Here is a 26,094-nt window from a genome sequence, read left to right on the forward strand (position 1 = left end):
TTATTGGACTTTCAAGGAAAGCCGGAGCTTCGGTTGAATCAGGCTTCGTCCATCAAACGAACCTTGACCTTGCGTCCCTTCAGCTTGCCCGCGCTGAGCCGGCGCACCGCCTCGCGCGCGATGCTGCGCTCCACCGCGACATAGGTCGACATGTCGGTCACGTTGATCTTGCCGATCTGCGAGCCCGCGAAGCCGGCGTCGCCGGTCAGTGCGCCGAGCACGTCGCCGGGACGGATCTTGTCCTTGCGGCCACCGAGGATCTGCAGCGTTTCCATCGGCGGCAACAGCGGGTCGTTGCTCGCTGCCTTCAGCTCGGCCAGCTTATGCCATTCGACGTCGCGCTTGCGCGCCTGCTCGATTCCACCGACGCGCCCCATCTCGTCCATGCTCGCGAGACTCAACGCCCAGCCTTCCTGATCGGCGCGGCCCGTGCGGCCGATGCGATGCGTGTGCACTTCCGGGTCCGGCGTCACGTCGACGTTGATCACCGCTTCGAGTTGCGCGATGTCGAGGCCGCGCGCGGCGACGTCGGTCGCGACGAGCACCGAGCAGCTGCGGTTCGCGAACTGGATCAGCACCTGATCGCGCTCGCGCTGATCGAGTTCGCCGTGCAGCGCAAGCGCATGGAAGCCTTGCGCGCGCAGCACGTCGAGCAGATCGCGGCACTGCTGCTTCGTATTGCAGAACGCGATCGTGCTGACCGGACGATAGTGATTCAACAGCAGACCGACCGCGTGCAGACGCTCGTCTTCGGTCACTTCGTAGAAGCGCTGACGGATCTTGCTGTCGCCGTGCCGCTCGGCGAGTTTGACTTCCTTCGGGTTTCGCAGGAATTGCTGGCTCAGCTTCGCGATGCCCTCGGGGTACGTCGCCGAAAACAGCAGCGTTTGGCGCTCTTTCGGGCATTGCCTTGCGACCTTCGCGATGTCGTCGAAGAAACCCATGTCGAGCATGCGGTCGGCTTCGTCGAGCACGAGCGTGTTCAGCGATTGCAGATCGAGGCTGCCGCGTTCGAGGTGATCCATGATGCGGCCCGGCGTGCCGACCACGACGTGCGCGCCGTGCTCGAGACTCGCCGTCTGCGGACGCATCGGCGTGCCGCCGCACAAGGTCAGCACCTTGATGTTTTCTTCCGCGCGCGCGAGACGGCGGATTTCCTGCGTGACCTGGTCGGCGAGTTCGCGCGTCGGGCACAGCACCATTGCCTGCGTGCCGAATTTGCGTACATCGAGGCGGGCGAGCAGCGCCAGCGAAAACGCCGCGGTCTTGCCGCTGCCGGTTTTCGCCTGAGCGATCAGATCTTGACCGGCGAGCGCGATCGGCAGGCTCGCGGCCTGGATCGGCGTCATCTCGACGTAGCCGAGCTGCGTCAGGTTCGCGAGCGTAGCGGGCGGTAGCGGCAGCTCGCTGAATGCGGCGCCGGCGGGGGTGGGACTGTTCATAGGATCGTCTGTAGGAATCGCGATTACTCGGCCATCGGGCCCTGATCGGGGCGGCCCGGCAACTGCTCGTACACCACCTCGCCGTCGTCGCCGTCGAAACGCTCGACATAGTTGCGCGCGCCGCACAGCGGGCAGCGGAACAGCAGCCCCTGGCCTTCGTTCTTGATGACGACGTCGGATTGCTCCCACTGCGCGCCGCAGGACTGGTTTCTACAGGTGAACACGTTGATTCTCCAACTGGATTCGATGATCGATCGGCAAGGTCGCACGCGCGGCCTTGCCGTGTATGGGGTTGCCGCGCCGGCGCTGCGTCGTGACGCGATAGCGCTCGACGTCAAGCATGGCGTCAGCCGAGATGCGTATGCCGCGGAGACGGCACGGCCACATCCATGTCGGTCAGGCCGTGCACGATGCCGCAGTCTTCGACCGGATGCTCGCCGTGGCATTGGTCGCGCAGCGTTGTCAGTTGCGCCTTCAGCTGCTGCAGTTCTTCGATACGCGTGTCGACGTGCGCGATGTGCTCGTCGACCAGCGTATGCATGCCGCCGCAGCCGTTCGCCGGCGCGTCGGTCAGACGCAGCAATGCGCGGATTTCGTCGTGAGTCATGTCGAGCGCGCGGCAATTGCGGATGAAGCGCAGGCGCTCGACATGCTTTGCCGTGTAACTGCGGTAATTGGCTTCGGTGCGCTCCGCCTCGGGCAGCAGGCGCTCTTTTTCGTAGAAACGGATGGTTTCCGTCGTGCAATGGGCGATTTTCGCCAGTTCGCCGATTTTCATGGACCCTTCCTCCACGCGGCCTTGACCTTGTAGTGGCTTCAGGGTGTTTACTAGACCACAAATCGCACGAGGAAGCCACCAATGCCTGACACCAGCCGTATTGCCACCGATTGTCCGGAACGGGACGAAGCCTGTACGCACGGGGGTTGCGGCGACGTTGATGCGCGGCGCGGCGATGCTCATGGCAGGGGCACGGGTGAGGGATGCGGGCATTCGCATGGCGGTGAACATGCTTGTGGCGCCGACGTGGGCGACGGTGATCGGCATGAAGGGCACGACCATCAGGACGGTCATGATCACGGCCACGCCCATGATCACGCTGCTGTCGCTTGCTGCGTCGCTAGCGCTTTTGCGCCTGCGTCGCTGCGCCTGCCTCCGTCCGAAGCCGTCGGCGACGACCTTCGCACCGCAATCCGCATCCTGCAGATGGACTGCCCGACCGAGGAAGCGCTGATCCGCAAGAAGCTCGGCCGTATGCCGGTCGTGCGTAGCATGGACTTCAACCTGATACAGCGCGTGCTGACTGTCGTCCACGCGCCGGAGGCGCTCGAGTCGGTGCTCGCCGCCCTGCGCTCGCTCGACTTCACGCCCGAACTGGCAAGCGACGCCGGAAAGGGTGGGAACGCCGACGCGGTGCCCCAAGCAGCCACTGACGCAATGCGCAAGCCGTGGTGGCCCCTGATCCTCGCCGGCATCGTCGCGGGAGCCTCAGAAGCAGCGAGCTGGCTCGGCGCGCCGGTCTGGGTGGTGGCGGGTATGGCGATCGTCGCGATTGCCTCCTGTGGCCTCACGACATATCGCAAGGGCTGGGTCGCGCTGCGCAACGGCAACTTGAACATCAACGCGCTGATGAGCATCGCCGTGACCGGCGCGGCGCTGCTCGGCCAGTGGCCCGAAGCCGCAATGGTGATGGTGCTCTTCACGATCGCCGAGCTGATCGAGGTGCGCTCGCTCGACCGCGCACGCAACGCGATCGAAGGACTCATGCGGCTCACGCCCGAACAGGCCAGCGTGCAGCAGCCCGATGGAGCGTGGCAGCCCGTCCGCGTCGACGCGATCGTGCCCGGGACGCTCGTGCGCGTGAAGCCGGGCGAGCGGATCGCGCTCGATGGCGAAATCGTCGCGGGCCGCTCGAGCGTCGATCAGGCGCCGATCACCGGCGAGAGCCTGCCCGTCGACAAGGCGATCGGCGACGCCGTTTTCGCCGGCACGATCAACCAGGCGGGCTCGTTCGATTATCAAGTGACGGCGGCCGCCGGCAACACGATGCTCGCGCGGATCGTCCACGCGGTCGAGGAGGCGCAGGGCACGAAGGCGCCGACACAGCGCTTCGTCGATGAATTCGCGCGCGTTTATACGCCGATCGTGTTCGCGATTGCGCTCGCCGTCGCTCTGGTCCCACCACTCGTGTTCGGTGGAGCGTGGCACGCGTGGGTGTACAAGGCGCTGGTGCTGCTCGTGATCGCGTGTCCATGCGCGCTCGTGATTTCGACGCCGGTGACGATCGTCAGCGGGCTCGCGGCCGCGGCGCACAAGGGGATTCTGATCAAGGGTGGCGTTTATCTCGAACAGGGTCGCAAGCTGACCCGGTTGGCACTCGATAAGACCGGGACGATTACGCACGGGAAGCCGGTGCAGACGGAGTTCGAGGTGGTCGGTGACGCGGGTGAAACGTTCCGATACCGCACGCTCGCGGCAAGCCTCGCGGGCCGCTCCGACCACCCTGTTTCGATGGCGATTGCTGCTGCCGCCAATGACGACGGCGTCGAACACCTGCATGTCGATGCATTCCAAGCGATCGCTGGACGCGGCGTGCGCGGCGATATCGACGGTATCGCGTACTGGCTCGGCAATCATCGCTTGGTCGAGGAACTCGGCCGCTGCTCGCCGCAACTCGAAGCGCGTCTCGATGCGCTCGAAGAGCACGGCAAAACCGTCGTGATGCTCGCCGATGCGCAGCGCGTGCTCGCGCTGTTTGCGGTCGCTGACACAGTGAAGGAAACGAGTCGCGACGCCGTCGCCGAATTGCGGCGGCTCGGCGTCGGCACTGCGATGCTGACCGGCGACAACCGTCATACCGCCGAGGCGATCGCGCAGCAGGTCGGCGTCGATGAAGCGCGCGGCGATCAGTTGCCCGAGGACAAGCTCGACGCGGTCGCACAATGGTCGAGCGATGGCGCGACGGTCGGCATGGTCGGCGACGGCATCAACGATGCGCCCGCGCTCGCGCGCGCCGACATCGGCTTCGCGATGGGTGCGATGGGTACCGACACCGCGATCGAAACCGCCGACGTCGCGTTGATGGATGACGATCTGCGGAAGATTCCGGCGTTTATCCGCTTGTCGAAGGCGACGTACGGGGTGCTGGTGCAGAATATCGCGCTCGCGCTTGGCATCAAGAGCGTGTTCCTCGTGCTGACGTTGATGGGCTTCGGCACGATGTGGATGGCGGTGTTCGCAGATGTCGGTGCGAGTTTGCTGGTAGTGGGGAATGGGTTGAGGTTGTTGCGCAAGTGAGTGGGCGTGCGAGGTTTACGCTCGTTTCGTCCTACTCTGAACCGTCGTTCACGGCAGGATGCGTCGGAGTGCTGGCTAGCAGCTCATCGCTGTCGTCTTTCAAGCCCACCCCTGTAAGTCTCAGCTTCCTCGCCTGCGTGAGCAGGTAGTGCAGCTTGTGCGCGGCCTGCGGATAGTCGAGGCCTTGCGGGCGCACGTTGGAAATGCAGTTGCGCTGGGCGTCGCTGCACCCCGTTTTCGGCGCGTACGTGACGTAGATGCCGAGGCTATCCGGCGAACTCAAACCCGGTCGCTCGCCGATCAGCATCACGACGATCTTCGCGTCGAACAATTCGCCGATCTCGTCGCCGAGTGCGACGCGTGCCTGACGCGCGACCACTACGGGACCGATGGTCCAACCCGCGAGCTTTGGATGTATAGCTTGCAGCAACGGTACAGCCTGCTTCGATGCGGCGAACGCCGATAGACCATCGCCGATCACAAACAGCACATCGCTTGATTGCGATGGCAGTCGGGCAAGCGTCGCGCGACTCTCCTCCGACAGCCGCCGCCCAAGATCAGGGCACCTCAAATATTGCTCGCGATCCGGCGCGGCGCTATGCACGTCGAGCGTATTGAAACCTTGCGCGCGCAGTTGTGCGTGCAGCGGGTCCACGTCGAGCGGATGGTGCACGGCGTCGCGCGCCTGCGCATGCGCGAGATTGAACGCGAGCAATGGCGCGGTCGGCAGGCTGTGGCCCGCGCGGCCCAACGCGATGCGCGCCTGCGTAAACCGACGCAGTGCGCTCCACGGGTCCTTGTCGAGTGCGTCGTTCTCGGTCATGCGATCCCCGTCCAGTCGCGCGCGCGTTCGAGCAGCGGTTGCCGCGCCGATGCGCCGATCAACGCGCCGCGTGCGTCGATGATCTGCATCGACTCCAGCCATTCCTCGAATTCCGGCGCGCGCCGTAACCCGAGCACGTCGCGCACGTACAGTGCGTCGTGAAAGGACGTGCTCTGATAGTTGAGCATCACGTCGTCCGCGCCAGGTACGCCCATGATGAAATTTATGCCCGCTACGCCGAGCAGCGTCAGCAGATTGTCCATGTCGTCCTGGTCCGCTTCGGCGTGGTTGGTGTAGCAGATGTCGCAACCCATCGGCACGCCGAGCAGCTTGCCGCAAAAGTGATCCTCGAGACCCGCGCGCGTGATCTGCTTGCCATCGTACAAATACTCGGGGCCGATGAAACCGACTACCGTGTTCACCAGAAACGGCTTGAACTTGCGCGCGACCGCATAGGCGCGCGCCTCGCAGGTCTGCTGGTCAACGCCGAAATGCGCATCCGCCGACAACGCGCTGCCCTGCCCCGTTTCGAAGTACATCAGATTGCTGCCGACGGTGCCGCGTTGGAGCGACAGCCCCGCCTCGTACGCTTCCTGCAGCAGCGCGAGCGAAATGCCGAAGCTCGCGTTCGCTTTTTCGGTACCGGCGATCGACTGGAATACGAGATCGACCGGCGCGCCTTTTTCTATCGCGGCGATCGTGCTCGTCACGTGCGTGAGTACGCACGACTGCGTCGGTACCTGATAGCGCTGGCGGAAGTCGTCGATCATCTGCAGCAGCTTCGTGATCGCGGCGAGGTTGTCGCTCGCGGGGTTGATGCCGATCAGCGCGTCGCCGCAGCCGTACATCAGGCCATCGAGCATCGAGGCGGCGATGCCTTTGACGTCGTCGGTTGGGTGGTTCGGTTGCAGGCGTACGGACATGCGGCCAGGTAAACCGACCGTGTTGCGAAAGCGGGTGATGACCGGGCGTTTACGGGCGGCGGTGATCAGGTCCTGGTTGCGCATCAGCTTTGAGACTGCGGCGACCATTTCTGGCGTGAGACCTTGGGTGATGCGGGCGAGTGCGTCGGTATCGGTTGTGGTGCTGAGTAGCCAATTGCGGAAGTCGCCTACTGTCAGATGGGAGATTTCGGCGAAGGCTTGGGGTGAGTGATCGTCGATGATCAGGCGGGTGACTTCGTCGGTTTCGTAGGGGATCAGCGGTTCGTTCAGGAACGTGCGTAGCGGCACCTCGGCGAGCGCCATTCTGGCGGCGACTCGCTCTTCTTCGCTCGCTGCCGCGATGCTTGCGAGTTCGTCGCCCGAGCGTTGCGGGCTCGCTTTCGCGAGCAGGGTCTTCAGGTCGGCGAAGCGGTACGTGCGACTGCCGATCGACTCGGTGTAGCTCATGTTTGCGGCTCCATCGCCTCGCGCGAACGCGGGTAGGAATGGGACCGGCGGTTACATGCTGCAGGTTGCTGGCTGCCGGTGCTGGTGCTGCGCACCACACGATAGCGCCAAACGGCGGCAGCGTCACGTTGCGGAAATTGGGGCTGTTTGCCGATGCTGTGTTTGGCGCTCCTGCTCGCGTCCACGGGGCGCGGTCAACAGGCGCTTAATTCGCTTTGTGCGCACCGCTTGATATCCGCAGGATTTGGTAAACGGTCGACACTCGCTGACGTGATACTTTGTTCGCATCCTCTCGCGCCAATTTTCTGCGGTCCAGTCACGAACGAATCAGACCATCGGGCTCGATACGAGACGCGACTCGCACGCGTGCTCGACCATATCTACGATCACCTCGACGAACCACTCGACATCGGACGGCTTGCGGAGATTGCGTGTCTGTCGCCGTATCACTGGCACCGGATTTATCAGGCGATGTATGGCGAGACGGTCGCGACGACCGTGCGGCGTTTACGGTTGCATCGCGCAGCGGGTTTTCTTGCGAGTAGTTCGATGCCGATTGCTCAGATTGCCGAGCATTCGGGGTATAGCAGTTTGCAGTCTTTCTCGCGGACGTTCCGCGCGGTGTTTGGTGTGCCGTCGGCGCAGTATCGCAGGCAAGGCAGGCATAGCCGGTTTCGGCCGGCTCTTTCAGGAGACGATCAGATGACGATGATTCGTGAGGTCGTGATTCGTTGTGCGGAGCCGATGGAGATTCTGTCGGTCGATCATGTCGGACCTTATATGCAGATCGGAAGGACTTTGATGCTTTGTTTGGGTGGCTTGCGAAACATGATCTGCTCGAGGCGCAGATGCGGATGATCGGGGTTTACTTCGATGATCCGGGAGTGGTCGAGGAGAAGGCGTTGCGGTCGAAGGCGGGTGTGTTGTTGCCGGGGCCTGTGATGGCTGAAGTGGCTTCGGCTGTTGGGATTGGTGGGGCGGTTTCTGTCACGCGTATACGCGGCGGGGAATATGCGGTGTTGCGGCATGTTGGGCAGTATAGCGATATGCGAACGGCTCATGAGTGGTTGTACGGGACCTGGCTGGTGCAGTCTGGGAGGGAGGCAGCGGATGCGCCGGTGTTTGAGGAGTATTTGAATAGTCCCAAGGAGACTGCGCCTGGGGAGTTGGTTACGGAGATTGGTTTGCCGTTGGGGTGAGGTGTGGGTCGCTGGGTTGGTGCTCGCTGATTCTGCGTCCTGCGATGTTGCTGTTGTTGTGTGCGTATACGTTGCGCGTGTTCGGCGTGCTTCTCCGGTTTTTATAGTCTTTGTATATGTATACGTAGTAATAGTTAACAAGTGGGGCGTTCGGCTGTGGATAACCTGGAAGTTCGTTTACGGATCAACGCGCTGCAGAATCGATAACCCTTGGGAGCGCGGGCGGACAGGATAACGGAGCCAAGGAGAAGTTTTAGCCGACCGGTTAACGCGGCGCATTTATCAAGATTTCGCCCACAATGTGTTCGGCTGTTTTTACAAAAGTTGTCCAAAGGGGGATGTGGATAAGTAGCCTCGAGTGAAAGGCCATTATTTGAAGATCTCGTTAGCGGCAACTGAATAGCGGCGACCCGCGGATCTCCAACGGCAGACTATCCAAAGTCGAGACTCGCAAACCGGAATTTCTCCATGAGGGGCGTTGCAACTGCGTTGCGATATGGCTTTTTGACAAGACTCAATCGACGCTGTGTTGCGCAATCGACACTTACCACCAGCCGGGAGCAGCAAGCCCAGCCCTTCACTTAACGTGTTGATGAACACCTGAGCGCAGCGGGGCTCATTCGAAGCGCAGAAAGCAAATCTCCGCGCGTTTTTCGTAACAGCCCAAAGCAATGCTGTTCCCGCCAGTCTCAATGGAATTACGGAGCACGTGTCGGTGTCGGCTTAAGCGTAGTGGTAACCAGGTTGGCTATTGCCTTCTTCGTTTGCTCCGTCGCGCTTTCGTCGTACCCGATTGTCACGCCCCGTTCGACACAGGGGTCCGCATATGAGAACGGCAGGTTGCTTTTGACGTTAAGCAATTGTCCCACGCTGTGTTCTTCCCATGCACAATTGCGCACTGTTTGCGCTTTCGGCAGGGGGGTTGGATGTGCGAAGGCGCGCGCATCGAAAATATGATTAACCCCGGCAAACTCGGTCAGCTCTACGTCCGCCCCCTTGGCTTTCAGCCGTTCCACATAGGCCTTGCAGGGCGCGACCGGGTCGTAGTTGTCTGCGCTTCCATGGAATATGCGAATGGGAGCCTTTGATACGTTGTCGTCATCGAGGTAGTGGGCACTGCAGTCTGGGTAAAGCGGAACATAGGCTGCAAATCCTGGAGTGGACGCATCGGCATGCGCTTTCTGGAAGCGCACCATGCTCGCGTAGAGCGTGTCTTGTCCTCCACGGGAAAAGCCCATTAGCATCACGCGGCTCGCGTCGACATGAGGGTTTTTGGAAATAAGGCTGAGCGCGCGATACGCGTCTTCTGTCTGGGCAAGTCTGCCAAGCTGACTCTGGTCATTAATTGTGTTTTCTATGCCTCGGCTCGTGAAACTGTCGACAACGAAAGTGGCAACGCCCAACGACAGGAACCACTGCTCCCAGTCCGCTATCTGGCCGCCGATACCCCCAGACGGGTGCAGCAGTATGACGGCGGGCAGCCTGTCGGTCCCGGGTCGAGGCAGCCGCAATTCACCGGCTATCGTCACGCGCTTGCCGTCTTCGCTTCCGGCCAGAAATTGCTCGTCTGTGAGCGTCATCGACTCGAATGGAATGACTTCCATTCGCGCCACCTGCGCGTAGGGGACGCGCGGAATGCAAAGGAGCACGAGGACTAGCAAAAGGAACGGCAAGCCTTTCACACTTGCGAACATGGCCGTCTCCCTTGAGCACGGACAGAGTTATTTATGCAGCGTTATAGGCGGTCCGGGCAGGAATGCAATGCAAATGACGGAATTGTCGTGATATGACAGACGGTGACGGCAGACGGCAGACGGCAGACGGCTTTTAGCCGTCCGGAGTCGCCGAGCGCGGTCGGCGCGCCGCCTTCCGGTAGGGCTGGGTTGCCGAAGCCGGATAGGCGCGCGACCTGATGACGCGCAGCGTGGCCAAACTACTATCTGAATCACGCACGGCATTTGACCGGCGTCAGCCGCCCCGCCTCCCTTTCGGAAAAATCGCATTCGGGTTTGCGTCGGCTCGTCGCGTTCATATCGTCGCACCCTCCGCGCGAGGTCGCTGCTCTATCGATAAACCGACCGTGGCAGATGAATACAGCAGTATCAGCACGTCGACGTATTGTTCATCAGCCTGACTATTAATAAAAAGACCCATAAGTTTCTCAACTTATGGGCCCGTTTTTCTCAGGTTATGCGTCTACCTACAACAACCCTCAAACGTCGATATTCCCCGCCCTCAACGCATTCGACTCAATAAAGGCCCTGCGCGGCTCCACATCATCCCCCATGAGCGTAGTAAAGATGCCATCAGCGGCAATAGCATCCTCAATCTGCACCCGAAGAAGACGCCGCACCGCAGGATCCATAGTCGTCTCCCAAAGCTGCTCCGGATTCATCTCCCCGAGGCCTTTATAGCGCTGCTTGGACATATTCCTCTCAGCATCAGCCAGCAGCCACTTCATCGCACTCTTAAAGTCGGTGACAGCCATACTCCGCTCCCCACGCTTGATCACAGCGCCAGTGCCAATCAACCCCTTGAACGTATTAGCGGTATTCACAAGCTGCTGATAATCCGCGGTCAGCTGAAACTCTTCATCGAGCACGGAGATCTTCTGATTTCCATGATGCGTCCGCGCGACGCGCAGCGAGCGCAACTCCCGCACCGGGTCATACATCGTGGTCACCTTCACCTCAGGCTTCAGCGCATCATCGCGCAGCTTCGTTTCGAGCGCGCGAGCCGATGTCTCGGCCGCCTGCTCGCTGGAGAGATCGATAACAACGCCATCCATCACCGCCTCAAGCGCACCAGCGTCATACAGACGGCTGAGTCGATTAACCACCGCCTGCGCCAACAGATAAGCCCGCGCCAACTCACCCAACGCATCCCCAGTAATCGGAGTCGCGCCTTCAGCAGCAAGCAACTCCGACCCTTGCAACGCGAGCCGAAGAATATGAGCGTTCACTTCCGACTCATCCTTCAGATACCGCTCATCTTTACCCGCCTTGATCTTGTAAAGCGGCGGCTGCGCGATATAGATATACCCGCGCTCGATCATCTCCGGCATCTGCCGGTAGAAGAACGTCAGCAACAGTGTGCGGATGTGCGCGCCATCGACGTCCGCATCGGTCATGATGATGATGCGGTGATAGCGCAGCTTGTCGAGGTTGTAGTCTTCCTTACCGATCCCGCACCCAAGCGCGGTAATCAGCGTAACGATCTGCTCGGAAGAAAGCAGCTTGTCGTAACGCGCCTTCTCGACGTTCAGCACCTTCCCGCGCAGCGGCAAGATAGCCTGGAACTTCCGATCACGCCCCTGCTTCGCCGACCCACCCGCCGAGTCACCCTCGACGATATAAATCTCCGACTTCGCCGGATCCTTCTCCTGGCAATCGGCGAGCTTCCCGGGCAAACCGACGCCGTCGAGCACGCCCTTACGGCGCGTCATCTCACGCGCCTTGCGCGCCGCATCGCGCGCACGCGCCGCATCGACGATCTTGCCGCAGATGATCTTCGCGTCGCCCGGCGTCTCGAGCAGGAATTCCTCGAGCGCCTTTGCGACCACTTCTTCGACCGGCGCGCGCACTTCCGACGACACCAGCTTGTCCTTCGTCTGCGAGCTGAACTTCGGCTCCGGCACCTTCACCGAGAGCACACACGACAGCCCTTCACGCATGTCATCGCCCGACGTTTCGACCTTCGCCTTCTTCGCGACCTCATGATCGGCAATGTACTTGTTCAACACACGCGTCATCGCCGCGCGCAAACCTGTCAGGTGCGTGCCGCCGTCGCGCTGCGGAATGTTGTTCGTGAAGCACAGCACGTTTTCGTTGTAGCTGTCGTTCCACTGCATGGCCACTTCGACGCCGACGCCATCCTTCTCGCCCATGATGTGGAAGATGTTCGGATGCAGCACGGACTTGTTCTTGTTGATGTACTCGACAAAACCCTTCACGCCGCCGACGAATGCAAAATCCTCTTCCTTGCCAGAGCGCTGATCCGTCAAACGAATGCGCACGCCATTATTGAGGAACGACAGTTCGCGAATCCGCTTCGCGAGAATGTCGTAGTGATATTCGACGTTGCCGAAAATCGTTTCATCGGCCATGAAATGCACTTCGGTGCCGCGGTTTTCGGTGTCGCCGATCACCTGTATCGGCGAGACGGTCACGCCGTCGATTTCTTCGAGCACGCGGTTCTGCGGCACGCCATGGTGGAATTCCATGAAGTGCTTCTTGCCGTCGCGGCGCACGGTGAGGCGCAGCCATCGCGACAGCGCGTTCACGCACGACACGCCCACGCCGTGCAGGCCGCCCGACACCTTGTAGCTGTTCTGGTCGAACTTGCCGCCGGCGTGCAGCTCGGTCATCACGATTTCGGCGGCGCTGCGCTTCGGATCGTGCTTGTCGTCCATCTTCAGGCCGGTCGGCACGCCGCGGCCGTTGTCGGTGATCGAGATCGAGTTGTCCGCGTGGATGATCACCTGGATGTCGTTGCAATGCCCGGCGAGCGCTTCGTCGATCGAGTTGTCGAGCACTTCGAACACGAGGTGGTGCAAACCGGTGCCATCCGATGTATCCCCGATGTACATCCCAGGCCGCTTGCGCACGGCGTCCAGACCTTCGAGGATCTGGATGGACGAGGCGCCGTAGCTGTTATCGGGCTGCGTATTGTTCGTTTCAGTCATGGATTTTTTCCGGTTCTGCGCTACTGCAAGGTTGCTGCTCTGTACTTTTCAAAACGCCATAAAAACGCCAAAGGGGCGCTGCGCCCCTTGGTGTTTTTCTTGATGTTGGACGTGTCAGATGCGCATCGGCATCACCACGTACTTGAATTCGTCGTTCTCGGGAATCGTGATCAACGCGCTGGAGCTGGCATCACCCAGGCTCACCTGCAGCATGTCGACCTTCAGATTCGCTAGCACGTCGAGCAGATACGTGACGTTGAACCCGATATCGACGCTGTCGCCGTCGTAAGCGATTTCAAGTTCTTCCTGCGCCTCTTCCTGATCGGCGTTGGTCGACATGATCTTCAACTGGCCCGGCTCGACGATGCAGCGCACGCCCTTGAACTTATCCGACGTCAGAATCGCCGCGCGTTGCAGCGAACGCTGCAGTTCTTCGCGGCCAATCTGGAATTTGTTCTTATGCGACTTCGGAATCACGCGCTGGAAGTCGGGGAACTTGCCTTCCACGAGCTTCGATACGAGTTCAACCTGACCGAACGTGAACTTGACCTGCGTCTGCGCGATGTCGATCTTCAGCGTATCGTCGATGTCTTCGAGCAGGCGCTGCAGTTCGAGAATCGTCTTGCGCGGAATGATCACTTCCTGGCGCGCGAACGAGCCCTCGATCTTCATAGACGAGAACGCGAGACGGTGACCGTCGGTCGCGACCGCCATCAACTGGTCGCCGTCCACCACCAGCAGCATGCCGTTCAGGTAGTAGCGGATGTCCTGCTGAGCCATCGAGAAATGGACCATGCCGAGGAGCTGGCGGAACGTCTTTTGAGGAACCACCAGGCTCGCGCCGTAGTCTTTGGCCTGAGCGACGGTCGGAAATTCGTCCGCGGCGAGCGTTTGCAGTGCAAAGCGGCTCTTGCCGGATTGCACGGTCAGGCGCTTGTCGTTCAGCGTCAGCGTGACCTGGCCGTCGGGCATCGCACGCAGAATGTCGAGGAGCTTGCGCGCCGCCACCGTGGTCGCGACCGAATCGCCGCCCACACCGAAATCGGCGCGCGTGGTGATCTGCAACTCCAGGTCGGTCGACAGGAACGATACCTCAGGACCGTTCTTGGTGATCAGCAAATTGGCGAGGATCGGCAACGTATGGCGGCGTTCGACGATGCCGCTCACGGTTTGCAGCGGCCTGAGGAGGTTATCGCGTTCGGTCTTGACCAGTTGCATAGGGTTCCTTCGTTGATATAACGGCCTGCACGCCTTACGGGACAAGCTTTTCAGCGTGCAGCCACGGCTCCCCGCCGGCGCCCTGAAAAGCGCCCGACACGGCGTGAAATCCGCCCGTCGCCGCCGGGCGGTTAAACCTGTATTGTGCCTGAAAACGGGACCGCCTCACTAAAATGGGGGCGAGTTCGGGAATAAACAGGTCGATTTTGTAGGGCGTGGTACGGGTTCCCGCCGGTTTGTCGCGCCGCTGCGCGGCGCTACCGGTTCGCAGGCTCGTTTTTCCGCCACTTCTGGCCGGTTGCGCCGCAAATTCGTCACGGGTTTGCAGCGCCTTTTACGTCGCTTCTGCACGCTTACCGTCGCGTTCCTTGTCCTTTCCCCTTCGGACCCGACAGCGGCGCGGGGTTGTGGGTCCCCTGCCCGTTTCTCTATTTCACAGCCTTTTCGCGGCCTCATTCAAACCGCTGCGTAGCCGCTTCCAGCGTTTCCTGCCGCCGACGTCCATTTCACGGTCGCGTGCCGCCAGCCCGTTTAGCCTTTCAGCGTCTGCTCCAGCACATGCAATTCGTGATTCAGCTGCGCGTCCTTGCTGCGCTCGTCGGCGATCTTGCGCACCGCGTGCAGCACCGTCGTGTGGTCGCGCCCGCCGAAAAGCTCGCCGATTTCCGGCAGGCTCTTCTGCGTCAACTCCTTCGCGAGGTACATCGCGATCTGCCTCGGCCGCGCGATGTTCGCCGGACGCTTCTTCGAATACATGTCCGCGACCTTGATGCTGTAAAAGTCGGCGACCGTTTTCTGGATGTTTTCCACTGAAATCTGCCGGTTCTGCACCGTCAGCAGGTCTTTCAGCGCTTCCTTGGTCAGTTCGATCGTGATTTCGCGGCCGTGGAACTTCGAGTACGCGAGGATCTTGCGCAGCGCGCCCTCAAGCTCGCGCACGTTCGAGCGGAGATGCTTCGCGACAAAGAACGCGACGTCCTCATTCAGGCTCACGAACTCCGATTGCGCCTTGCGCATCAGAATCGCGACGCGCATTTCGAGTTCGGGCGGCTCGATCGCCACCGTCAGCCCGGAGTCGAAGCGCGAGATCAGGCGATCGTCGATACCCGAAATTTCCTTCGGATACGTATCGCTCGTGATGATCACTTGCGCCTTGTTGGCGACCAGCGCCTCAAAAGCGTAGAAGAATTCCTCTTGCGTGCGCGACTTGCCCGAAAAGAACTGGATATCGTCGATCAGCAGCAGGTCGAGCGAGTGGTAGTAGCGCTTGAAGTCGTCGAACGCCTTGCGCTGGTACGCCTTCACCACATCGGACACGTACTGTTCCGCGTGGATGTAGCGAATCCGCGCGCCGGGTTTGTCCATCAGCAACTGATTTCCGATAGCGTGGATCAGGTGAGTCTTGCCGAGGCCCACGCCACCGTACAGGAACAGCGGGTTATACGAAATGCCGGGGTTGTCGGCGACCTGGATCGCCGCGGCGCGCGCGAGCTGATTCGCCTTACCGGTCACGAAGTTGTCGAAGGTCAGCACGGGGTTCAGCTTCGAGCGCTCGTACATCGAGTCGCTCTCACCGGATGCCACCGCGCCCACGCCTTGGCCTGGGCGCCACGTGCGGCGTCCGGCGGCGGCTTCGTTCGCGTCCAGGCTCGGCAAATCGAGGTCTGCGGCGTCTTCGGCGGCGTTGCGCGAATTCGCGTTTTGCGCTGCGAGCGCCGCAGCCGCGGCTGCGGGATTCGCGCGCGCGGCATGCGCGGCCTGCACGGCGCCGACAGCCGCATCGACGGCCGCGACGCCGCCGGCATTACCGCCCTGCGGCGCGGCCGAAGTCGGGCGTGCCGACGACGGAGCCGGCGCCCCGGCCGCTGGGTCACGCATGCCGGCCTTCGGATCCAATACGAATTGCACGTCCACCGGCGCATGCCAGAAATCGCGGGCCATATCCGCGATGCGGCCGGAGAACTGGCTCTTGACCCAGTCGAGCTTGAAGCGGTTCGGCGCGGCAATGCTCAACGTGTTCGCATCGGCGTCGAAGGCGACCGGGGCCAAGGGTTTGATCCACGTCACGTACTGCTGGGGCGTAAGCTCACGCTCCAGCAATGCGGAACAGTGTTGCCAGAATTCGTTCATCAAGTTGCTATCGTTATGGTGTGCACGGCGGTCGCCGCTGCCCCAGTCGCGCGCGCGCAACAAGGCCCTGAGCAGCCAGGCGTAACGGCCCCAGGCGCCTGTGCCACAAGGGTCTGCGGGACAAGCGTGCCGGAGCGGCGTGCAACATTTTTGGGAAGTAAGGCGAGATTCTAACGCCAAAACGGACCCGAAAGTGAGTTATCCACAGGGACCGATCGCCTGGTCCGGCAAACCCCGGCTGCGCCGGACGACGGCTAAACTATTGACGGCCAACGGAAAACCGGTTTAAATAGCGGGTTCCGCGAAAACCAATTTCAGCAAACCACCGGCCATTGCGCTTTCAGCGATGATCGCGCGGTTTTTTTCGATCAAGTGAGAGCAACATGAAACGTACTTACCAGCCTTCCGTTACCCGTCGCAAGCGCACCCATGGCTTCCGCGTTCGCATGAAGACCGCTGGCGGCCGCAAGGTCATCAACGCACGTCGCGCGAAGGGCCGCAAACGCCTCGCGATCTAAGGCAAGCGGATTGCGCGCTGTGACCGAAGCCCGCGGCGAAGCGGGAGCGGCCGGGGCGCAGCAACCGGGCTCGGTTCCGTTGCGAGCGCAAGCCGCCTTCCCCAAAGCCGCAAGGCTGCTAAAAACGGATGAATTTTCATCCGTTTTTCGTTTGCGGCCGTGGCGCCGTACCGCGCACTTCGTCGTGTACGGCCGGCCCACCGGCAACGAGGCGCGTCTTGGCCTCGTGATCGGTAAGAAGTATGCGCCGCGCGCGGCCACGCGGAATCTGGTGCGCCGGATCGCGCGCGAAGCCTTCCGGCTGCGTCGCGCGGAATTCGGCGGTTGGGATGTGCTGCTGCGTCTACACACGCGTTTCGACAAAAAAGCTTTGCCGAGCGCGTCGTCGTCGCCGTTGAAGGCGCTGTGCCGCAGCGAAATCGAGGCGCTCCTCGACAAGGCAGCGCGCGAAATTACCCGTCGTCAGGCGCCGCCCGCGGAGGCGCCCAGGACGGAATGACGCAGTGACCGCCCGCACCACGGTCGCCGCAACGGGCGTTGCGCCGGCAGCTTCAGAGCGCGGGCGTCGTCCTGTACTTCACGTTGCGCGGCGCCATACCGCCGCACCAGTCATGCAAACGGTTCTCTTCGCTTTATTGCGCTTTTACAAGCTTGCCGTGAGCCCCATGCTCGGCAACCGGTGCCGTTTTTACCCTTCCTGCTCTGATTACGCGCGCGAGGCAATCCAGTATCATGGCGCCGCGCGCGGGACTTATCTCGCCGTGAGGCGTGTTTGCCGCTGCCACCCGTTTTCCGCGGGCGGCATCGATCTCGTCCCGCCACCCACTTCTGAAAAGCGCTGACGCGCCGTTCCATCGACACTGAGACAACGCATGGATATCAAACGCACCGTCCTATGGGTCATCTTTTTCATGTCAGCTGTCATGCTGTTCGACAACTGGCAACGCGACCACGGACGCCCGTCGATGTTCTTCCCGAGCACGACGTCGACCCAGACCGCCGGCAGCGCCGCGCCGGGCACCACCACACCGGGCACCCAGCCGGCCGATCTGCCGGCCACCAACGCGGCCGCGCCGGGCAACGCGCCAGCGGCCGAGCAATCGCACCTCGTGAAGTTCGGCACCGACGTCTATAGCGGCGAAATCGACACCCGCGGTGGCACATTGTCGCGCCTGTCGCTCGTCAAGCAGGGCGACGGCAAGCAGCCGGATCTCGTGATCACGCTGTTCGACAAGACGAACAATCACACGTATCTGGCGCGCACCGGCCTGCTCGGCGGTGACTTCCCGAATCACAACGACGTCTTTACGCTGATGCCGAATCAGCCGACCCAGCTAGCCGACGGCCAGAACTCGTTCCAGATGAGCTTCGAGTCGCCGGAAAAGGGCGGCCTCCGGGTCATCAAGACGTATACGTTCACGCGCGGCAGCTACGTGATCGGCGTCGAGACGAAGGTCCAGAACGTCGGCACCACGCCGGTGACGCCGCAGGTCTATATGGAGCTCGTGCGCGACGACCAGCCGGTCGAAACGCCGCGCTTCTCGCACACGTTCATCGGACCGGCTGTCTACACGAACGAGCATCACTTCCAGAAGATGACGTTCAGCGATCTCGACAAGAACAAGCAAGACTTCGCGACGTCGGCCAACGACGGCTGGGTCGCGATGGTCCAGCACTACTTCGCGTCGGCCTGGATTCCGCAGGAAGGCGTGAAGCGCGAGTTCTACGCCGAGAAGATCGATCCGTCGCTGTATCGCGTCGGCATAAAGCAGGCGATGCCGACCATCCAGCCGGGCCAGACCGTCAGCGTGTCCGCGCGTCTGTTCGCCGGTCCGGAAGAAGAAAAGATGCTCGCAGGTATCGCGCCGGGTCTCGATCTGGTGAAGGACTACGGCTGGGTCACGATTATCGCGAAGCCGCTGTTCTGGCTGCTGTCGAAGATCCACAGCTATGTCGGCAACTGGGGCTGGTCGATCGTGCTGCTCACGGTGCTGATCAAGGCGGTGTTCTTCCCGCTGTCGGCCGCGAGCTACAAGTCGATGGCACGCATGAAGGCGATCACGCCGCGCATGCAGGCGCTGCGCGAGCGTTTCAAGGGCGATCCGCAGAAGATGAACGCGGCGCTGATGGAGCTGTACAAGACCGAGAAGGTCAATCCGTTCGGCGGCTGTCTGCCGGTCGTGATCCAGATTCCGGTGTTCATCTCGCTGTACTGGGTGTTGCTGTCGTCGGTGGAAATGCGCGGTGCGCCGTGGATTCTATGGATTCAGGATCTGTCGCAGCAGGATCCGTATTTCATCCTGCCGGTCCTGATGGCCGTGTCGATGTTCCTGCAGACCCGCTTGAACCCGACTCCGCCGGACCCAGTTCAGGCGAAGATGATGATGTTCATGCCGATCGCGTTCTCGGTGATGTTCTTCTTCTTCCCCGCAGGTCTCGTGTTGTACTACGTCGTGAACAACGTGCTGTCGATCGCGCAGCAGTACTACATCACGCGGATGATGGGCAGCTCGAAGGCGAAGCCGGCCTGATGTTCCGTCCGGCGGCGGCCCGCAGGGCCGCCTTGACGCAAGCTGAAAACGAAAAGCCGCCCGGTGCGAACCGGGCGGCTTTTTTTATGGTGCGGTTGAAAGAAATGCGGCGGGCGGCTGCGCTTGAGTTTTCGTCGTTCACTCTTCGTCAGAATCTTCGCCGTAAAAACGCACGATCATTTCCTCGACCAGATTCCGGTCCTTCGGGGTCAACGATGCGATCTTCGAAGCGAGTTCGATCGTTTCGGGTGTCGGTGGATATTTTTCGCCACGTGCCATCGGTCGTGCGCTGGCGCCGGGCGGTGGTCCGTAATGGAGCCAGTGCTCCTTGACGTTCAACCATTCGGCGAGGGTCCGCAACTTGTCCGGCTTCGGAATCGTCGTGCCCGTCAGCCATTTGTGTGCGGTCTGGGGCGTCACGGGCCGCTCGCCGTAATAGCGAAGATTGAATTGCTCGGCGAGTTTGGTCCCGCCGCGGATTTTCAGCGGCTCGAGCAGATCCTTCAGCCTCTTGGCGAAGGCGGCTTTTTCTTTGTCGGTCGGCATGGGCCAGATTGTGCAATTCAGAGTTCAGCCAGTTGACAACCGATCAAGCTTTGCTTTCTCTTATTTGAGATAGTTTTAGCTTGCGGCGCGCGCCCCATAACGCGTTGCACGAATTTGATTTTTTTCATCTCTCGATTGCCAGGCTTGGCTTTGCCTGAACTGCAGTTCCTGCCGAGTCTCAAATATTCCTAAGTAGGGCGGTAATGATCCTAGCTTAATTGGGATAAATCCGAGTTGTTCAAACGAAAGGTGCAAACGGGCATGTCATCCGCTTCGCGTCCTGGTCGCCAGCCCTTCCGTGCGAGGCGCGCGCGTTACAATGCCTCGCGCCGGCTCGACCGACGCGGCCCCGCCCTTCCCCCTCCCGTTTCGCCCGACTTCACATGCTCACGACCGACTCCGATCCCATCGTTGCCATTGCTACCGCGCCCGGCCGGGGAGGCATCGGCGTCGTGCGGATTTCGTTCGGCCGCGCTGGCGCGGCGGCGGCCCAGCCGTTGATGCAGGCCCTCACCGGCCAGACGCTCGCGGCGCGTCACGCGAGCTACGTGCCGTTTCTCGACGCGAGCGGCAATCCGCTCGATCGCGGCATCGCGCTGTACTTTCCGGCGCCGCACTCGTACACCGGCGAGCACGTGCTCGAACTGCAAGGCCATGGCGGCCCGGTCGTGCTGCAATTGGTCCTGCAGCGCTGCATCGACGCCGGCCGCGCGTTCGGTCTACGGCTCGCCGAGCCCGGCGAATTCACGCGTCGCGCGTTTCTGAACGACAAGCTCGACCTCGCGCAGGCCGAGGCCGTCGCCGATCTGATCGAGGCGAGCACCGAGGCCGCCGCGCGTTCGGCCGGCCGCTCGCTCGACGGCGCGTTCTCGCGCGACATCCACGCGCTGGTCGAAGAGGTGATCACGCTGCGGATGCTGGTCGAAGCGACGCTCGACTTCCCGGAAGAGGAAATCGACTTCCTCGAAGCCGCCGACGCGCGCGGCAAGCTCGCGCGCATACGCGAGCGTCTCGCGCACGTGCTGAGCGAGGCGCGCCAGGGCGCGTTGCTGCGCGAGGGTTTGTCGGTCGTGCTGGCGGGGCAGCCGAACGTCGGCAAGTCGTCGCTGCTGAACGCGCTCGCCGGCGCCGAACTCGCGATCGTCACGCCGATCGCCGGCACGACGCGCGACAAGGTCGCGCAGACGATCCAGATCGAAGGCATCCCGCTGCACGTGATCGACACGGCCGGCCTGCGCGAGACCGAGGACGAGGTCGAGAAGATCGGCATCGAGCGCACCTGGGGGGAGATCGAGCGTGCGGACGTGGTACTGCATCTGCTCGACGCGCGCGCCGGAATGACGGCCGACGACAAAACGATCGCCGGACGCTTTCCGCGCGGCGTGCCCGTCGTCCGCGTGCTGAACAAGACCGACCTGACAGGGCTCGCGCCCGCGATGCAGGCGCTCGACGCCGACCTCGAACTTAGCGAGGTGCGGCTGTCGGCGAAGAAGGGTGACGGCGTCGCGCTGCTGCGCGACGAACTGCTGCGGATTGCCGGCTGGCAGGCGGGCGCGGAGAGCGTCTATCTCGCGCGCGAGCGGCACCTGATCGCGTTGCGCGAGGCCGACGAGCATCTGGCGACCGCCGCCGCGCATGCGGAACAGAACGCGCAGGCGCTCGATCTGTTCGCCGAGGAATTGCGGCTCGCGCAGGATCAACTGAACTCGATCACCGGTGAGTTCAGTTCGGACGATCTGCTCGGCGTGATTTTCAGCCGATTCTGTATCGGCAAGTAACGCCGACCTTGTGCGTCGGCGCAATCGGGCCGTCATATAGCCTCTCGTGGCCGAATCGGCGCCGCTGCACACGCGAAAATCGCACTCCGTCGACCAAAAACCCACCGGATTTTTGGTACACAACCGGGCAAAGGTTTAAAATCCACGCTGTCCGAGCCTGAACGTACAGCGTCCCCAAAGCATGCCCCGCCTCGCCACCCCGCTCACCGAATCCGAGATCCGCGCGCTCGAACCGCGCGCGACCCGTTACTGCGTCGCCGACGGCAACGGCCTCGTGATCGAGGTCATGACGACCGGCACCAAGGTCTGGCGCTTCCGCTATACGTTGAACGGCAAGCGTCAGCCGCTCGCGACCATCGGCGATTACCGGATGATTTCGCTGCGCGTCGCGCGCGCGAAGGCGCAGAGGTACGCGGCGCTCGTCGCGCAGGGCATCTCGCCGGTCGCCACCGCGCGGCGCGATCGCGGTGCCGAGAGCAAGGCCGACGTGCTGCGCGAAGCGGCCGAGCTTTATCTCGCGACGGCGCTGGCCGGCAAGTCGGATGAATATCGCCGCACCACGCGGCGCGCGCTCGACAAGGACGTGCTGCCCGCGATCGGCAACAAGCCGATCGGCGCGGTCACCGCTGACGACGTCGTCGCGATCTGCGAGCGCATCAAAAGCCGCGGCTCGCCGAAAATGGCGCTGCACACGCGCAACGTCGTGAAGCGCCTGTACGCATACCTGATCGGGCGCCAGCTCGCGACCAGCAATCCCGCGGAAGTCGTACCGGCGCGCTCGATCGCGACCTTCGACAGCCGCACCCGCGTGCTGTCCGGCGCCGAGATCGGGGTCATGCTGCGCACGATCGACACATCCAATATCCGCCGTCCGCTGAAGCTCGCGCTGCATCTGCTGGTGCTGACGATGGCGCGCAAAGCGGACCTCGTCGAATCGACATGGGCCGAGTTCGATCTCGACAACGCGCTGTGGACGATCCCCGCCGCGCGCCTGAACGCGCGCGAGGACCGCGTCGTCCATCTGCCGCGTCAGGCGGTTGCGCTGCTGCGCGAGCTGCAGCGCGGGCGCACCAGCGAGACGTTCGTGTTCCCGAGCGTCAGGGGCGACGATCGGCCGATCGCGAAAAGCACGCTGAACCAGGCAGTCAAGGCATTTGGGCTCGACGTGGAGCATTTCCTGCTGCATGACTTTCGTCGCACCGCGTCGTCGCATCTGCGCGAGATGGAACAGCAATCAGCCGCGGGGGGCGATATCGCGAAGCGTGAAGCAACCGACGAAGCGGCGTGGCAGCGTCGCATGCTTCAGAGTTGGGCGGACTTTGTCGATAGCCGGATGGAAGTCGCGCGGCAGACGGCGAACGGGACGGCTTGACGGCATTGTCATGGGTTTTGGCGCCATGTGACGCTCGCAGTCAGGCCGGTAACAGAATGGTACACAGGCTAATGCGAGCTCGCCCAGACCCTAAGCAAATAAAGGAAAAATCATCAAAAAAAACAGGTTTCCAAACTAGGCGCAAATGTGCCTTTTTTCGCTTCTCTGGACCGTTTGACATCGTCGTTCTTTCCCCGCTTCCTTCGCCTACACTGAGAGATGGATGCAAGCCGATACGGAGGTTCCGATGCCTGAATCAATGCTCGCCTATCTGATGGGGCCCGCCGTCATGCTGGTGGTCGGCTTTGCCATCTGGATGATGTCGCGTCACCGCGACCCGTCCAGGCCGCCCAGGCTCGAGCGCTGGCTCGACACGCATTACGCGGAGTGGCTGCATCACAAGCATTAAGCCGTGCCTCAAATGGAAAAGGCCGTCGCATTGGGCGACGGCCTTTTCGTCTGCGCGTTGTTCGGCTGAATCATCCGCGCATCAGAGCCTTGCCGCGCTCACCACTGCGGCTCGGGTTGCGGTTGCGCATAGCCGTACTGTCCGGGCGGCGGTGCGCCGCACGCGACATAGGCGCGCTGATACTGGTCGTAGCAATATCCGGGAGGCGGTGCCACGTAGGCCGGCGCGGGCTGATACGCGGGCTCGGCATAGACCGGCTGCGGATACGCGACCACCGGCGCCGGCGTCAACGCCGAGGTGACCACCGCGCCCAGCACCGCGCCGCCAATCAGCGCACCCACCACATCACCGCCGTGTCCGTGCGCGGACGCCTGGCCCGCCACCGTCAAACTACCCGCCATCACCAACGCCACTGCGATCTTTTTCATATTGAGCTCCCGCCGTTCAGGCATGGACGAATTGTCGCCGGCGCGCGCGGAAATAGATGCTGCAGTTGGTAACCGGACATTAACTCTGTAACAGATGCATAACGTTGCACGCGTTAACCCACGCAGGGCATTGCGCTGCTTTTCGTCCAGGCATCGCGGGGAAGATCGCCGCGCTGGCCTTGATGCGGGCGCCGACTATTATCTGATCAATGGCAGTGGTCAACGAGCGCCTCGCCTACCCGCAAGCTGACGTGCCCTTCCTGAACTTCATTCTGGCCGAGCCACATGGACACCTCTAAACCGCCCCAGAACGCCGCAACGCTGCATCCCGCAGACGACGTGAACCCGCAGGCGCACGCGCTCGCCGGGGAGGATGCGCCCAGGCTCGCCAGCGACGACGCGCTCGCGCGCATCCTCGCCGACCCGCCGGCGGCCGAGTGCCCGATCACGGTGCTGCTGGTCGGCGACCAGGCGGTCATCGCCGAGGGGGTGCGCGAGGCGCTCGCCGACGAGCCGGGCATCGACTTTCGCTACTGCGCGTCATGGGAGGACGCGGTGCGCTGCGCGGAGGAAACGCGCGCGACGGTGATCCTGCAAGATCTCGTGATGCCGGACGGCGACGGTCTGACGCTAGTGCGGCAATACCAGCTGAATCCCGCCACTCGCGACATCCCGATCGTCGTGCTGTCGACCGACGAAGAGCCGCTTGTCAAAAGCGCGGCGTTCGCGGCCGGTTCGAGCGACTACCTCGTGAAGCTGCCCGACCGCATCGAGCTGATAGCGCGCATCCGCTATCACTCGCGCTCGTATCTACACCTGCTGCAACGCGACGAAGCGTATCGCGCGCTGCGGCAATCTCAGCGGCAACTGCTGGCGACGAATCTGGAGTTGCAGCGGCTCACGCATCTGGACGGTCTGACCGGCCTGTCGAACCGCCGCTACCTCGACCAGTATCTGGCCGCCGAATGGCACCGCGGCACCCGCGACAAGACCGGCCTCGGCCTCCTGATGATCGACGTCGATCACTTAAAGGCCTACAACGACACCTATGGGCACGTCGCCGGCGACGAAGTGCTGAAGAGCGTCGCGCATACGATCGAAGCGTGCCTCGGCCATTCACTGGATCTCGCCGCGCGCTTCGGCGGCGAGGAGTTCGCGGTGGTCGTTCCGGACACGTCGGCGGGCGGCTTGCGCCTGCTCGCGGAGAAAATCCGCATCGCGGTCGAAGACCGCGCGATCACCCATGCGGGCTCGGCAGAGGGCGTCGTCACGATCAGCATCGGCGCGGCGATGGTGGTGCCGTCGGCCGCCGAACCGGTCACGACGCTGATCGAGGCCGCCGGCGTCGGCCTGTATCGCGCGAAACGCGACGGCAAGAATCAGGTGGCCGTGAGCGGCTGAGTCTGGCGCCGCCCTCCTCAACCTTCGGTTTACGCCGCCACGGCGCGCATATAGCGCTCGGCCGGCGCGCTGCGCGACAGATTCGGCTGCAGATGCAAACGCGCGCTGTTCAGACGCTCCCAGTCGGCGGCATCGGGCAACGACGGGATCGTCACCAGCTCGCCCTGGTCGAGACCGGCAAGCGCCGCGTCGACCATGTCCTCCGCGCTCATCACGATCTGCGCAGGCAGGTTCTCGACCGCGAGACCCGCGCGATCCCAGAATGCGGTGCTCGTCGCGCCCGGCAGCACCGCTTGAAGCCGCACGCCCTTGTCGCCCAACTCGTGATGCAGCGACTGTGTGAGGTTCAACACGTACGCCTTGGTGCCGCTATAGGTGCCGTTCAACAATTCCGGCGCCAGCGCGACGATCGACGAGATATTGATCACCGTACCGGCGCCGCACGCGATGAAGCCCGGCAACACTGCCGACGTCAGGCGCGTGAGCGAGGTCACGTTCAGCTCGATCATCTGCTCGAGTTCATCGATGTCGGAGTCGATCAGCGTCGCGGTCGCGCCGACGCCCGCGTTGTTGACCAGCATCGTGATGCCGCGCTCGGCGCGCAACTGGTTCTCGATGCGGCGCACGTCGGCCTTGTCGGTCAGATCGGCGCTGACGGTGCTCACGCGGCGGCCGGTTTCCTTCGTCAGCCGGTCGGCGAGGCTGGTGAGGCGCGCGCCGTCGCGTGCGATCAGCCGCAGGTCGTAGCCGCGTCGCGCGAGCCGGTCCGCGTAGACCGCGCCGATACCCGACGATGCGCCCGTGACCACCGCCGTACCCTTGCCTTCGTTCGAATTGCCTTGTACGCCCTTGTCTGCCTGCGTTGCCATCGAAGCTCTCCTTGCGGGCTGCGCATGATGCGGCCGCCCTGTGCGGTGAATGGGACCATC

At 62.4% G+C, this 26,094-nt stretch carries 23 protein-coding genes; 11 read left to right on the top strand and 12 right to left on the bottom strand.

What is annotated here, in order from left to right:
• Nucleotides 1–38: 38 nt before the first annotated feature.
• The 3 genes from dbpA to cadR all read right to left on the bottom strand — a co-directional run bounded on the left by dbpA (nt 39) and on the right by cadR (nt 2,220).
• A complete protein-coding gene (gene dbpA / locus HDG39_RS02555; protein ID WP_184002960.1) occupies nt 39–1,442 on the bottom strand; it encodes an ATP-dependent RNA helicase DbpA in 1,404 nt (467 codons plus the stop codon).
• A gap of 23 nt (nt 1,443–1,465) precedes the next feature.
• Nucleotides 1,466–1,666 carry a hypothetical protein gene (locus tag HDG39_RS02560; protein ID WP_018418946.1) on the bottom strand — a complete coding sequence of 67 codons (201 nt, stop codon included), beginning with the start codon at nt 1,664–1,666 and terminating at the stop codon, nt 1,466–1,468.
• A 122-nt stretch (nt 1,667–1,788) separates the two neighbouring features.
• Nucleotides 1,789–2,220, bottom strand: a complete 432-nt coding sequence (cadR, locus tag HDG39_RS02565; RefSeq protein WP_184002962.1) for a Cd(II)/Pb(II)-responsive transcriptional regulator — start codon at nt 2,218–2,220, stop codon at nt 1,789–1,791.
• Nucleotides 2,221–2,301: 81 nt separating this feature from the next.
• Between cadR and HDG39_RS02570 the strand changes: the two genes are divergently transcribed.
• On the top strand, nt 2,302–4,737 hold the full coding sequence (locus tag HDG39_RS02570; protein WP_184002964.1) for a heavy metal translocating P-type ATPase: 2,436 nt from the start codon (nt 2,302–2,304) through the stop codon (nt 4,735–4,737).
• A gap of 31 nt (nt 4,738–4,768) precedes the next feature.
• On the opposite strand, the gene eutC is transcribed toward HDG39_RS02570, so the two are convergent.
• Together eutC and HDG39_RS02580 are read right to left on the bottom strand one after the other, a co-directional pair.
• Nucleotides 4,769–5,560 carry an ethanolamine ammonia-lyase subunit EutC gene (gene eutC / locus HDG39_RS02575; RefSeq protein WP_184002966.1) on the bottom strand — a complete coding sequence of 264 codons (792 nt, stop codon included), beginning with the start codon at nt 5,558–5,560 and terminating at the stop codon, nt 4,769–4,771.
• Entirely contained in the window at nt 5,557–6,951 is a 1,395-nt protein-coding gene (locus tag HDG39_RS02580) for an ethanolamine ammonia-lyase subunit EutB (RefSeq protein WP_184002968.1), read from the bottom strand. The genes eutC and HDG39_RS02580 overlap by 4 nt, the downstream gene beginning before the upstream one ends.
• A gap of 366 nt (nt 6,952–7,317) precedes the next feature.
• On the opposite strand from HDG39_RS02580, the gene HDG39_RS35575 reads away from it, so the two are divergent.
• A complete protein-coding gene (locus tag HDG39_RS35575; RefSeq protein WP_311664898.1) occupies nt 7,318–7,809 on the top strand; it encodes a helix-turn-helix domain-containing protein in 492 nt (163 codons plus the stop codon).
• Complete coding sequence (locus tag HDG39_RS35580) at nt 7,800–8,150, top strand: AraC family transcriptional regulator (RefSeq protein WP_311664900.1); 351 nt, start codon at nt 7,800–7,802, stop codon at nt 8,148–8,150. The genes HDG39_RS35575 and HDG39_RS35580 overlap by 10 nt, the downstream gene beginning before the upstream one ends.
• 698 nt (nt 8,151–8,848) lie before the next feature.
• On the opposite strand, the gene HDG39_RS02590 is transcribed toward HDG39_RS35580, so the two are convergent.
• The 4 genes from HDG39_RS02590 to dnaA form a co-directional block, all read right to left on the bottom strand.
• Nucleotides 8,849–9,844 (bottom strand): dienelactone hydrolase family protein, encoded by a 996-nt coding sequence (locus HDG39_RS02590; RefSeq protein ID WP_018418937.1) that lies wholly within the window; start codon nt 9,842–9,844, stop codon nt 8,849–8,851.
• A gap of 518 nt (nt 9,845–10,362) precedes the next feature.
• Nucleotides 10,363–12,834, bottom strand: coding sequence for a DNA topoisomerase (ATP-hydrolyzing) subunit B (gyrB, locus tag HDG39_RS02595; protein WP_184002970.1), 2,472 nt, complete (start codon nt 12,832–12,834; stop codon nt 10,363–10,365).
• Between the two features lie 114 nt (nt 12,835–12,948).
• Complete coding sequence (dnaN, locus tag HDG39_RS02600; protein WP_018418935.1) at nt 12,949–14,052, bottom strand: DNA polymerase III subunit beta; 1,104 nt, start codon at nt 14,050–14,052, stop codon at nt 12,949–12,951.
• Between the two features lie 531 nt (nt 14,053–14,583).
• Nucleotides 14,584–16,182, bottom strand: coding sequence for a chromosomal replication initiator protein DnaA (dnaA, locus tag HDG39_RS02605; RefSeq protein ID WP_221305577.1), 1,599 nt, complete (start codon nt 16,180–16,182; stop codon nt 14,584–14,586).
• Nucleotides 16,183–16,565: 383 nt separating this feature from the next.
• On the opposite strand from dnaA, the gene rpmH reads away from it, so the two are divergent.
• From rpmH to yidC, 4 genes are all read left to right on the top strand, one after another.
• Complete coding sequence (gene rpmH, locus HDG39_RS02610; RefSeq protein ID WP_004198824.1) at nt 16,566–16,700, top strand: 50S ribosomal protein L34; 135 nt, start codon at nt 16,566–16,568, stop codon at nt 16,698–16,700.
• A 19-nt stretch (nt 16,701–16,719) separates the two neighbouring features.
• On the top strand, nt 16,720–17,199 hold the full coding sequence (rnpA, locus tag HDG39_RS02615) for a ribonuclease P protein component (protein WP_409259144.1): 480 nt from the start codon (nt 16,720–16,722) through the stop codon (nt 17,197–17,199).
• 112 nt (nt 17,200–17,311) lie between these two features.
• Complete coding sequence (yidD, locus tag HDG39_RS02620; RefSeq protein ID WP_167050029.1) at nt 17,312–17,542, top strand: membrane protein insertion efficiency factor YidD; 231 nt, start codon at nt 17,312–17,314, stop codon at nt 17,540–17,542.
• Nucleotides 17,543–17,572: 30 nt separating this feature from the next.
• A complete protein-coding gene (yidC, locus tag HDG39_RS02625; protein WP_184002976.1) occupies nt 17,573–19,231 on the top strand; it encodes a membrane protein insertase YidC in 1,659 nt (552 codons plus the stop codon).
• A 138-nt stretch (nt 19,232–19,369) separates the two neighbouring features.
• On the opposite strand, the gene HDG39_RS02630 is transcribed toward yidC, so the two are convergent.
• On the bottom strand, nt 19,370–19,777 hold the full coding sequence (locus tag HDG39_RS02630) for a helix-turn-helix domain-containing protein (RefSeq protein ID WP_018418931.1): 408 nt from the start codon (nt 19,775–19,777) through the stop codon (nt 19,370–19,372).
• Nucleotides 19,778–20,160: 383 nt separating this feature from the next.
• Here HDG39_RS02630 and mnmE point away from each other — a divergent pair, with 383 nt between their 5' ends.
• The 3 genes from mnmE (at nt 20,161) to HDG39_RS02645 (ending at nt 23,336) form a co-directional block, all read left to right on the top strand.
• The gene (gene mnmE / locus HDG39_RS02635) at nt 20,161–21,555 is read left to right on the top strand and encodes a tRNA uridine-5-carboxymethylaminomethyl(34) synthesis GTPase MnmE (protein ID WP_184002978.1); all 1,395 of its coding nucleotides are present in this window, start codon (nt 20,161–20,163) and stop codon (nt 21,553–21,555) included.
• A 181-nt stretch (nt 21,556–21,736) separates the two neighbouring features.
• Nucleotides 21,737–22,927 (top strand): tyrosine-type recombinase/integrase, encoded by a 1,191-nt coding sequence (locus HDG39_RS02640; protein WP_184002980.1) that lies wholly within the window; start codon nt 21,737–21,739, stop codon nt 22,925–22,927.
• Nucleotides 22,928–23,174: 247 nt separating this feature from the next.
• A complete protein-coding gene (locus tag HDG39_RS02645) occupies nt 23,175–23,336 on the top strand; it encodes a hypothetical protein (RefSeq protein WP_184002982.1) in 162 nt (53 codons plus the stop codon).
• Between the two features lie 98 nt (nt 23,337–23,434).
• Here HDG39_RS02645 and HDG39_RS02650 read toward each other — a convergent pair whose 3' ends face one another.
• A complete protein-coding gene (locus tag HDG39_RS02650; protein ID WP_090802296.1) occupies nt 23,435–23,764 on the bottom strand; it encodes an ecotin precursor in 330 nt (109 codons plus the stop codon).
• 285 nt (nt 23,765–24,049) lie between these two features.
• Here HDG39_RS02650 and HDG39_RS02655 point away from each other — a divergent pair, with 285 nt between their 5' ends.
• The gene (locus HDG39_RS02655; protein WP_184002984.1) at nt 24,050–25,165 is read left to right on the top strand and encodes a GGDEF domain-containing response regulator; all 1,116 of its coding nucleotides are present in this window, start codon (nt 24,050–24,052) and stop codon (nt 25,163–25,165) included.
• Between the two features lie 29 nt (nt 25,166–25,194).
• Here HDG39_RS02655 and HDG39_RS02660 read toward each other — a convergent pair whose 3' ends face one another.
• Nucleotides 25,195–26,034, bottom strand: a complete 840-nt coding sequence (locus HDG39_RS02660; RefSeq protein ID WP_184002986.1) for an SDR family NAD(P)-dependent oxidoreductase — start codon at nt 26,032–26,034, stop codon at nt 25,195–25,197.
• Between the last annotated feature and the right edge of the window lie 60 nt (nt 26,035–26,094).

The sequence above is a fragment of the Paraburkholderia lebeckiae genome (assembly GCF_014201005.1).
Taxonomy (GTDB): Bacteria; Pseudomonadota; Gammaproteobacteria; order Burkholderiales; family Burkholderiaceae; genus Paraburkholderia; species Paraburkholderia tuberum.

What these genes read in the sequence shown, in the direction of transcription:
- HDG39_RS02640 (WP_184002980.1), top strand. Translation starts at nt 21,737, where the DNA reads ATGCCCCGCCTCGCCACCCCGCTCACCGAATCCGAGATCCGCGCGCTC.
- dnaA (WP_221305577.1), bottom strand. Translation starts at nt 16,182, where the DNA reads ATGAACGAATTCTGGCAACACTGTTCCGCATTGCTGGAGCGTGAGCTT.
- dnaN (WP_018418935.1), bottom strand. Translation starts at nt 14,052, where the DNA reads ATGCAACTGGTCAAGACCGAACGCGATAACCTCCTCAGGCCGCTGCAA.
- HDG39_RS02630 (WP_018418931.1), bottom strand. Translation starts at nt 19,777, where the DNA reads ATGCCGACCGACAAAGAAAAAGCCGCCTTCGCCAAGAGGCTGAAGGAT.
- mnmE (WP_184002978.1), top strand. Translation starts at nt 20,161, where the DNA reads ATGCTCACGACCGACTCCGATCCCATCGTTGCCATTGCTACCGCGCCC.
- HDG39_RS02655 (WP_184002984.1), top strand. Translation starts at nt 24,050, where the DNA reads ATGGACACCTCTAAACCGCCCCAGAACGCCGCAACGCTGCATCCCGCA.
- HDG39_RS02645 (WP_184002982.1), top strand. Translation starts at nt 23,175, where the DNA reads ATGCCTGAATCAATGCTCGCCTATCTGATGGGGCCCGCCGTCATGCTG.
- yidC (WP_184002976.1), top strand. Translation starts at nt 17,573, where the DNA reads ATGGATATCAAACGCACCGTCCTATGGGTCATCTTTTTCATGTCAGCT.
- HDG39_RS02590 (WP_018418937.1), bottom strand. Translation starts at nt 9,844, where the DNA reads ATGTTCGCAAGTGTGAAAGGCTTGCCGTTCCTTTTGCTAGTCCTCGTG.
- HDG39_RS02570 (WP_184002964.1), top strand. Translation starts at nt 2,302, where the DNA reads ATGCCTGACACCAGCCGTATTGCCACCGATTGTCCGGAACGGGACGAA.
- HDG39_RS02650 (WP_090802296.1), bottom strand. Translation starts at nt 23,764, where the DNA reads ATGAAAAAGATCGCAGTGGCGTTGGTGATGGCGGGTAGTTTGACGGTG.
- rpmH (WP_004198824.1), top strand. Translation starts at nt 16,566, where the DNA reads ATGAAACGTACTTACCAGCCTTCCGTTACCCGTCGCAAGCGCACCCAT.
- HDG39_RS02580 (WP_184002968.1), bottom strand. Translation starts at nt 6,951, where the DNA reads ATGAGCTACACCGAGTCGATCGGCAGTCGCACGTACCGCTTCGCCGAC.
- dbpA (WP_184002960.1), bottom strand. Translation starts at nt 1,442, where the DNA reads ATGAACAGTCCCACCCCCGCCGGCGCCGCATTCAGCGAGCTGCCGCTA.
- HDG39_RS35580 (WP_311664900.1), top strand. Translation starts at nt 7,800, where the DNA reads ATGCGGATGATCGGGGTTTACTTCGATGATCCGGGAGTGGTCGAGGAG.
- eutC (WP_184002966.1), bottom strand. Translation starts at nt 5,560, where the DNA reads ATGACCGAGAACGACGCACTCGACAAGGACCCGTGGAGCGCACTGCGT.
- cadR (WP_184002962.1), bottom strand. Translation starts at nt 2,220, where the DNA reads ATGAAAATCGGCGAACTGGCGAAAATCGCCCATTGCACGACGGAAACC.
- HDG39_RS02660 (WP_184002986.1), bottom strand. Translation starts at nt 26,034, where the DNA reads ATGGCAACGCAGGCAGACAAGGGCGTACAAGGCAATTCGAACGAAGGC.
- gyrB (WP_184002970.1), bottom strand. Translation starts at nt 12,834, where the DNA reads ATGACTGAAACGAACAATACGCAGCCCGATAACAGCTACGGCGCCTCG.
- yidD (WP_167050029.1), top strand. Translation starts at nt 17,312, where the DNA reads ATGCAAACGGTTCTCTTCGCTTTATTGCGCTTTTACAAGCTTGCCGTG.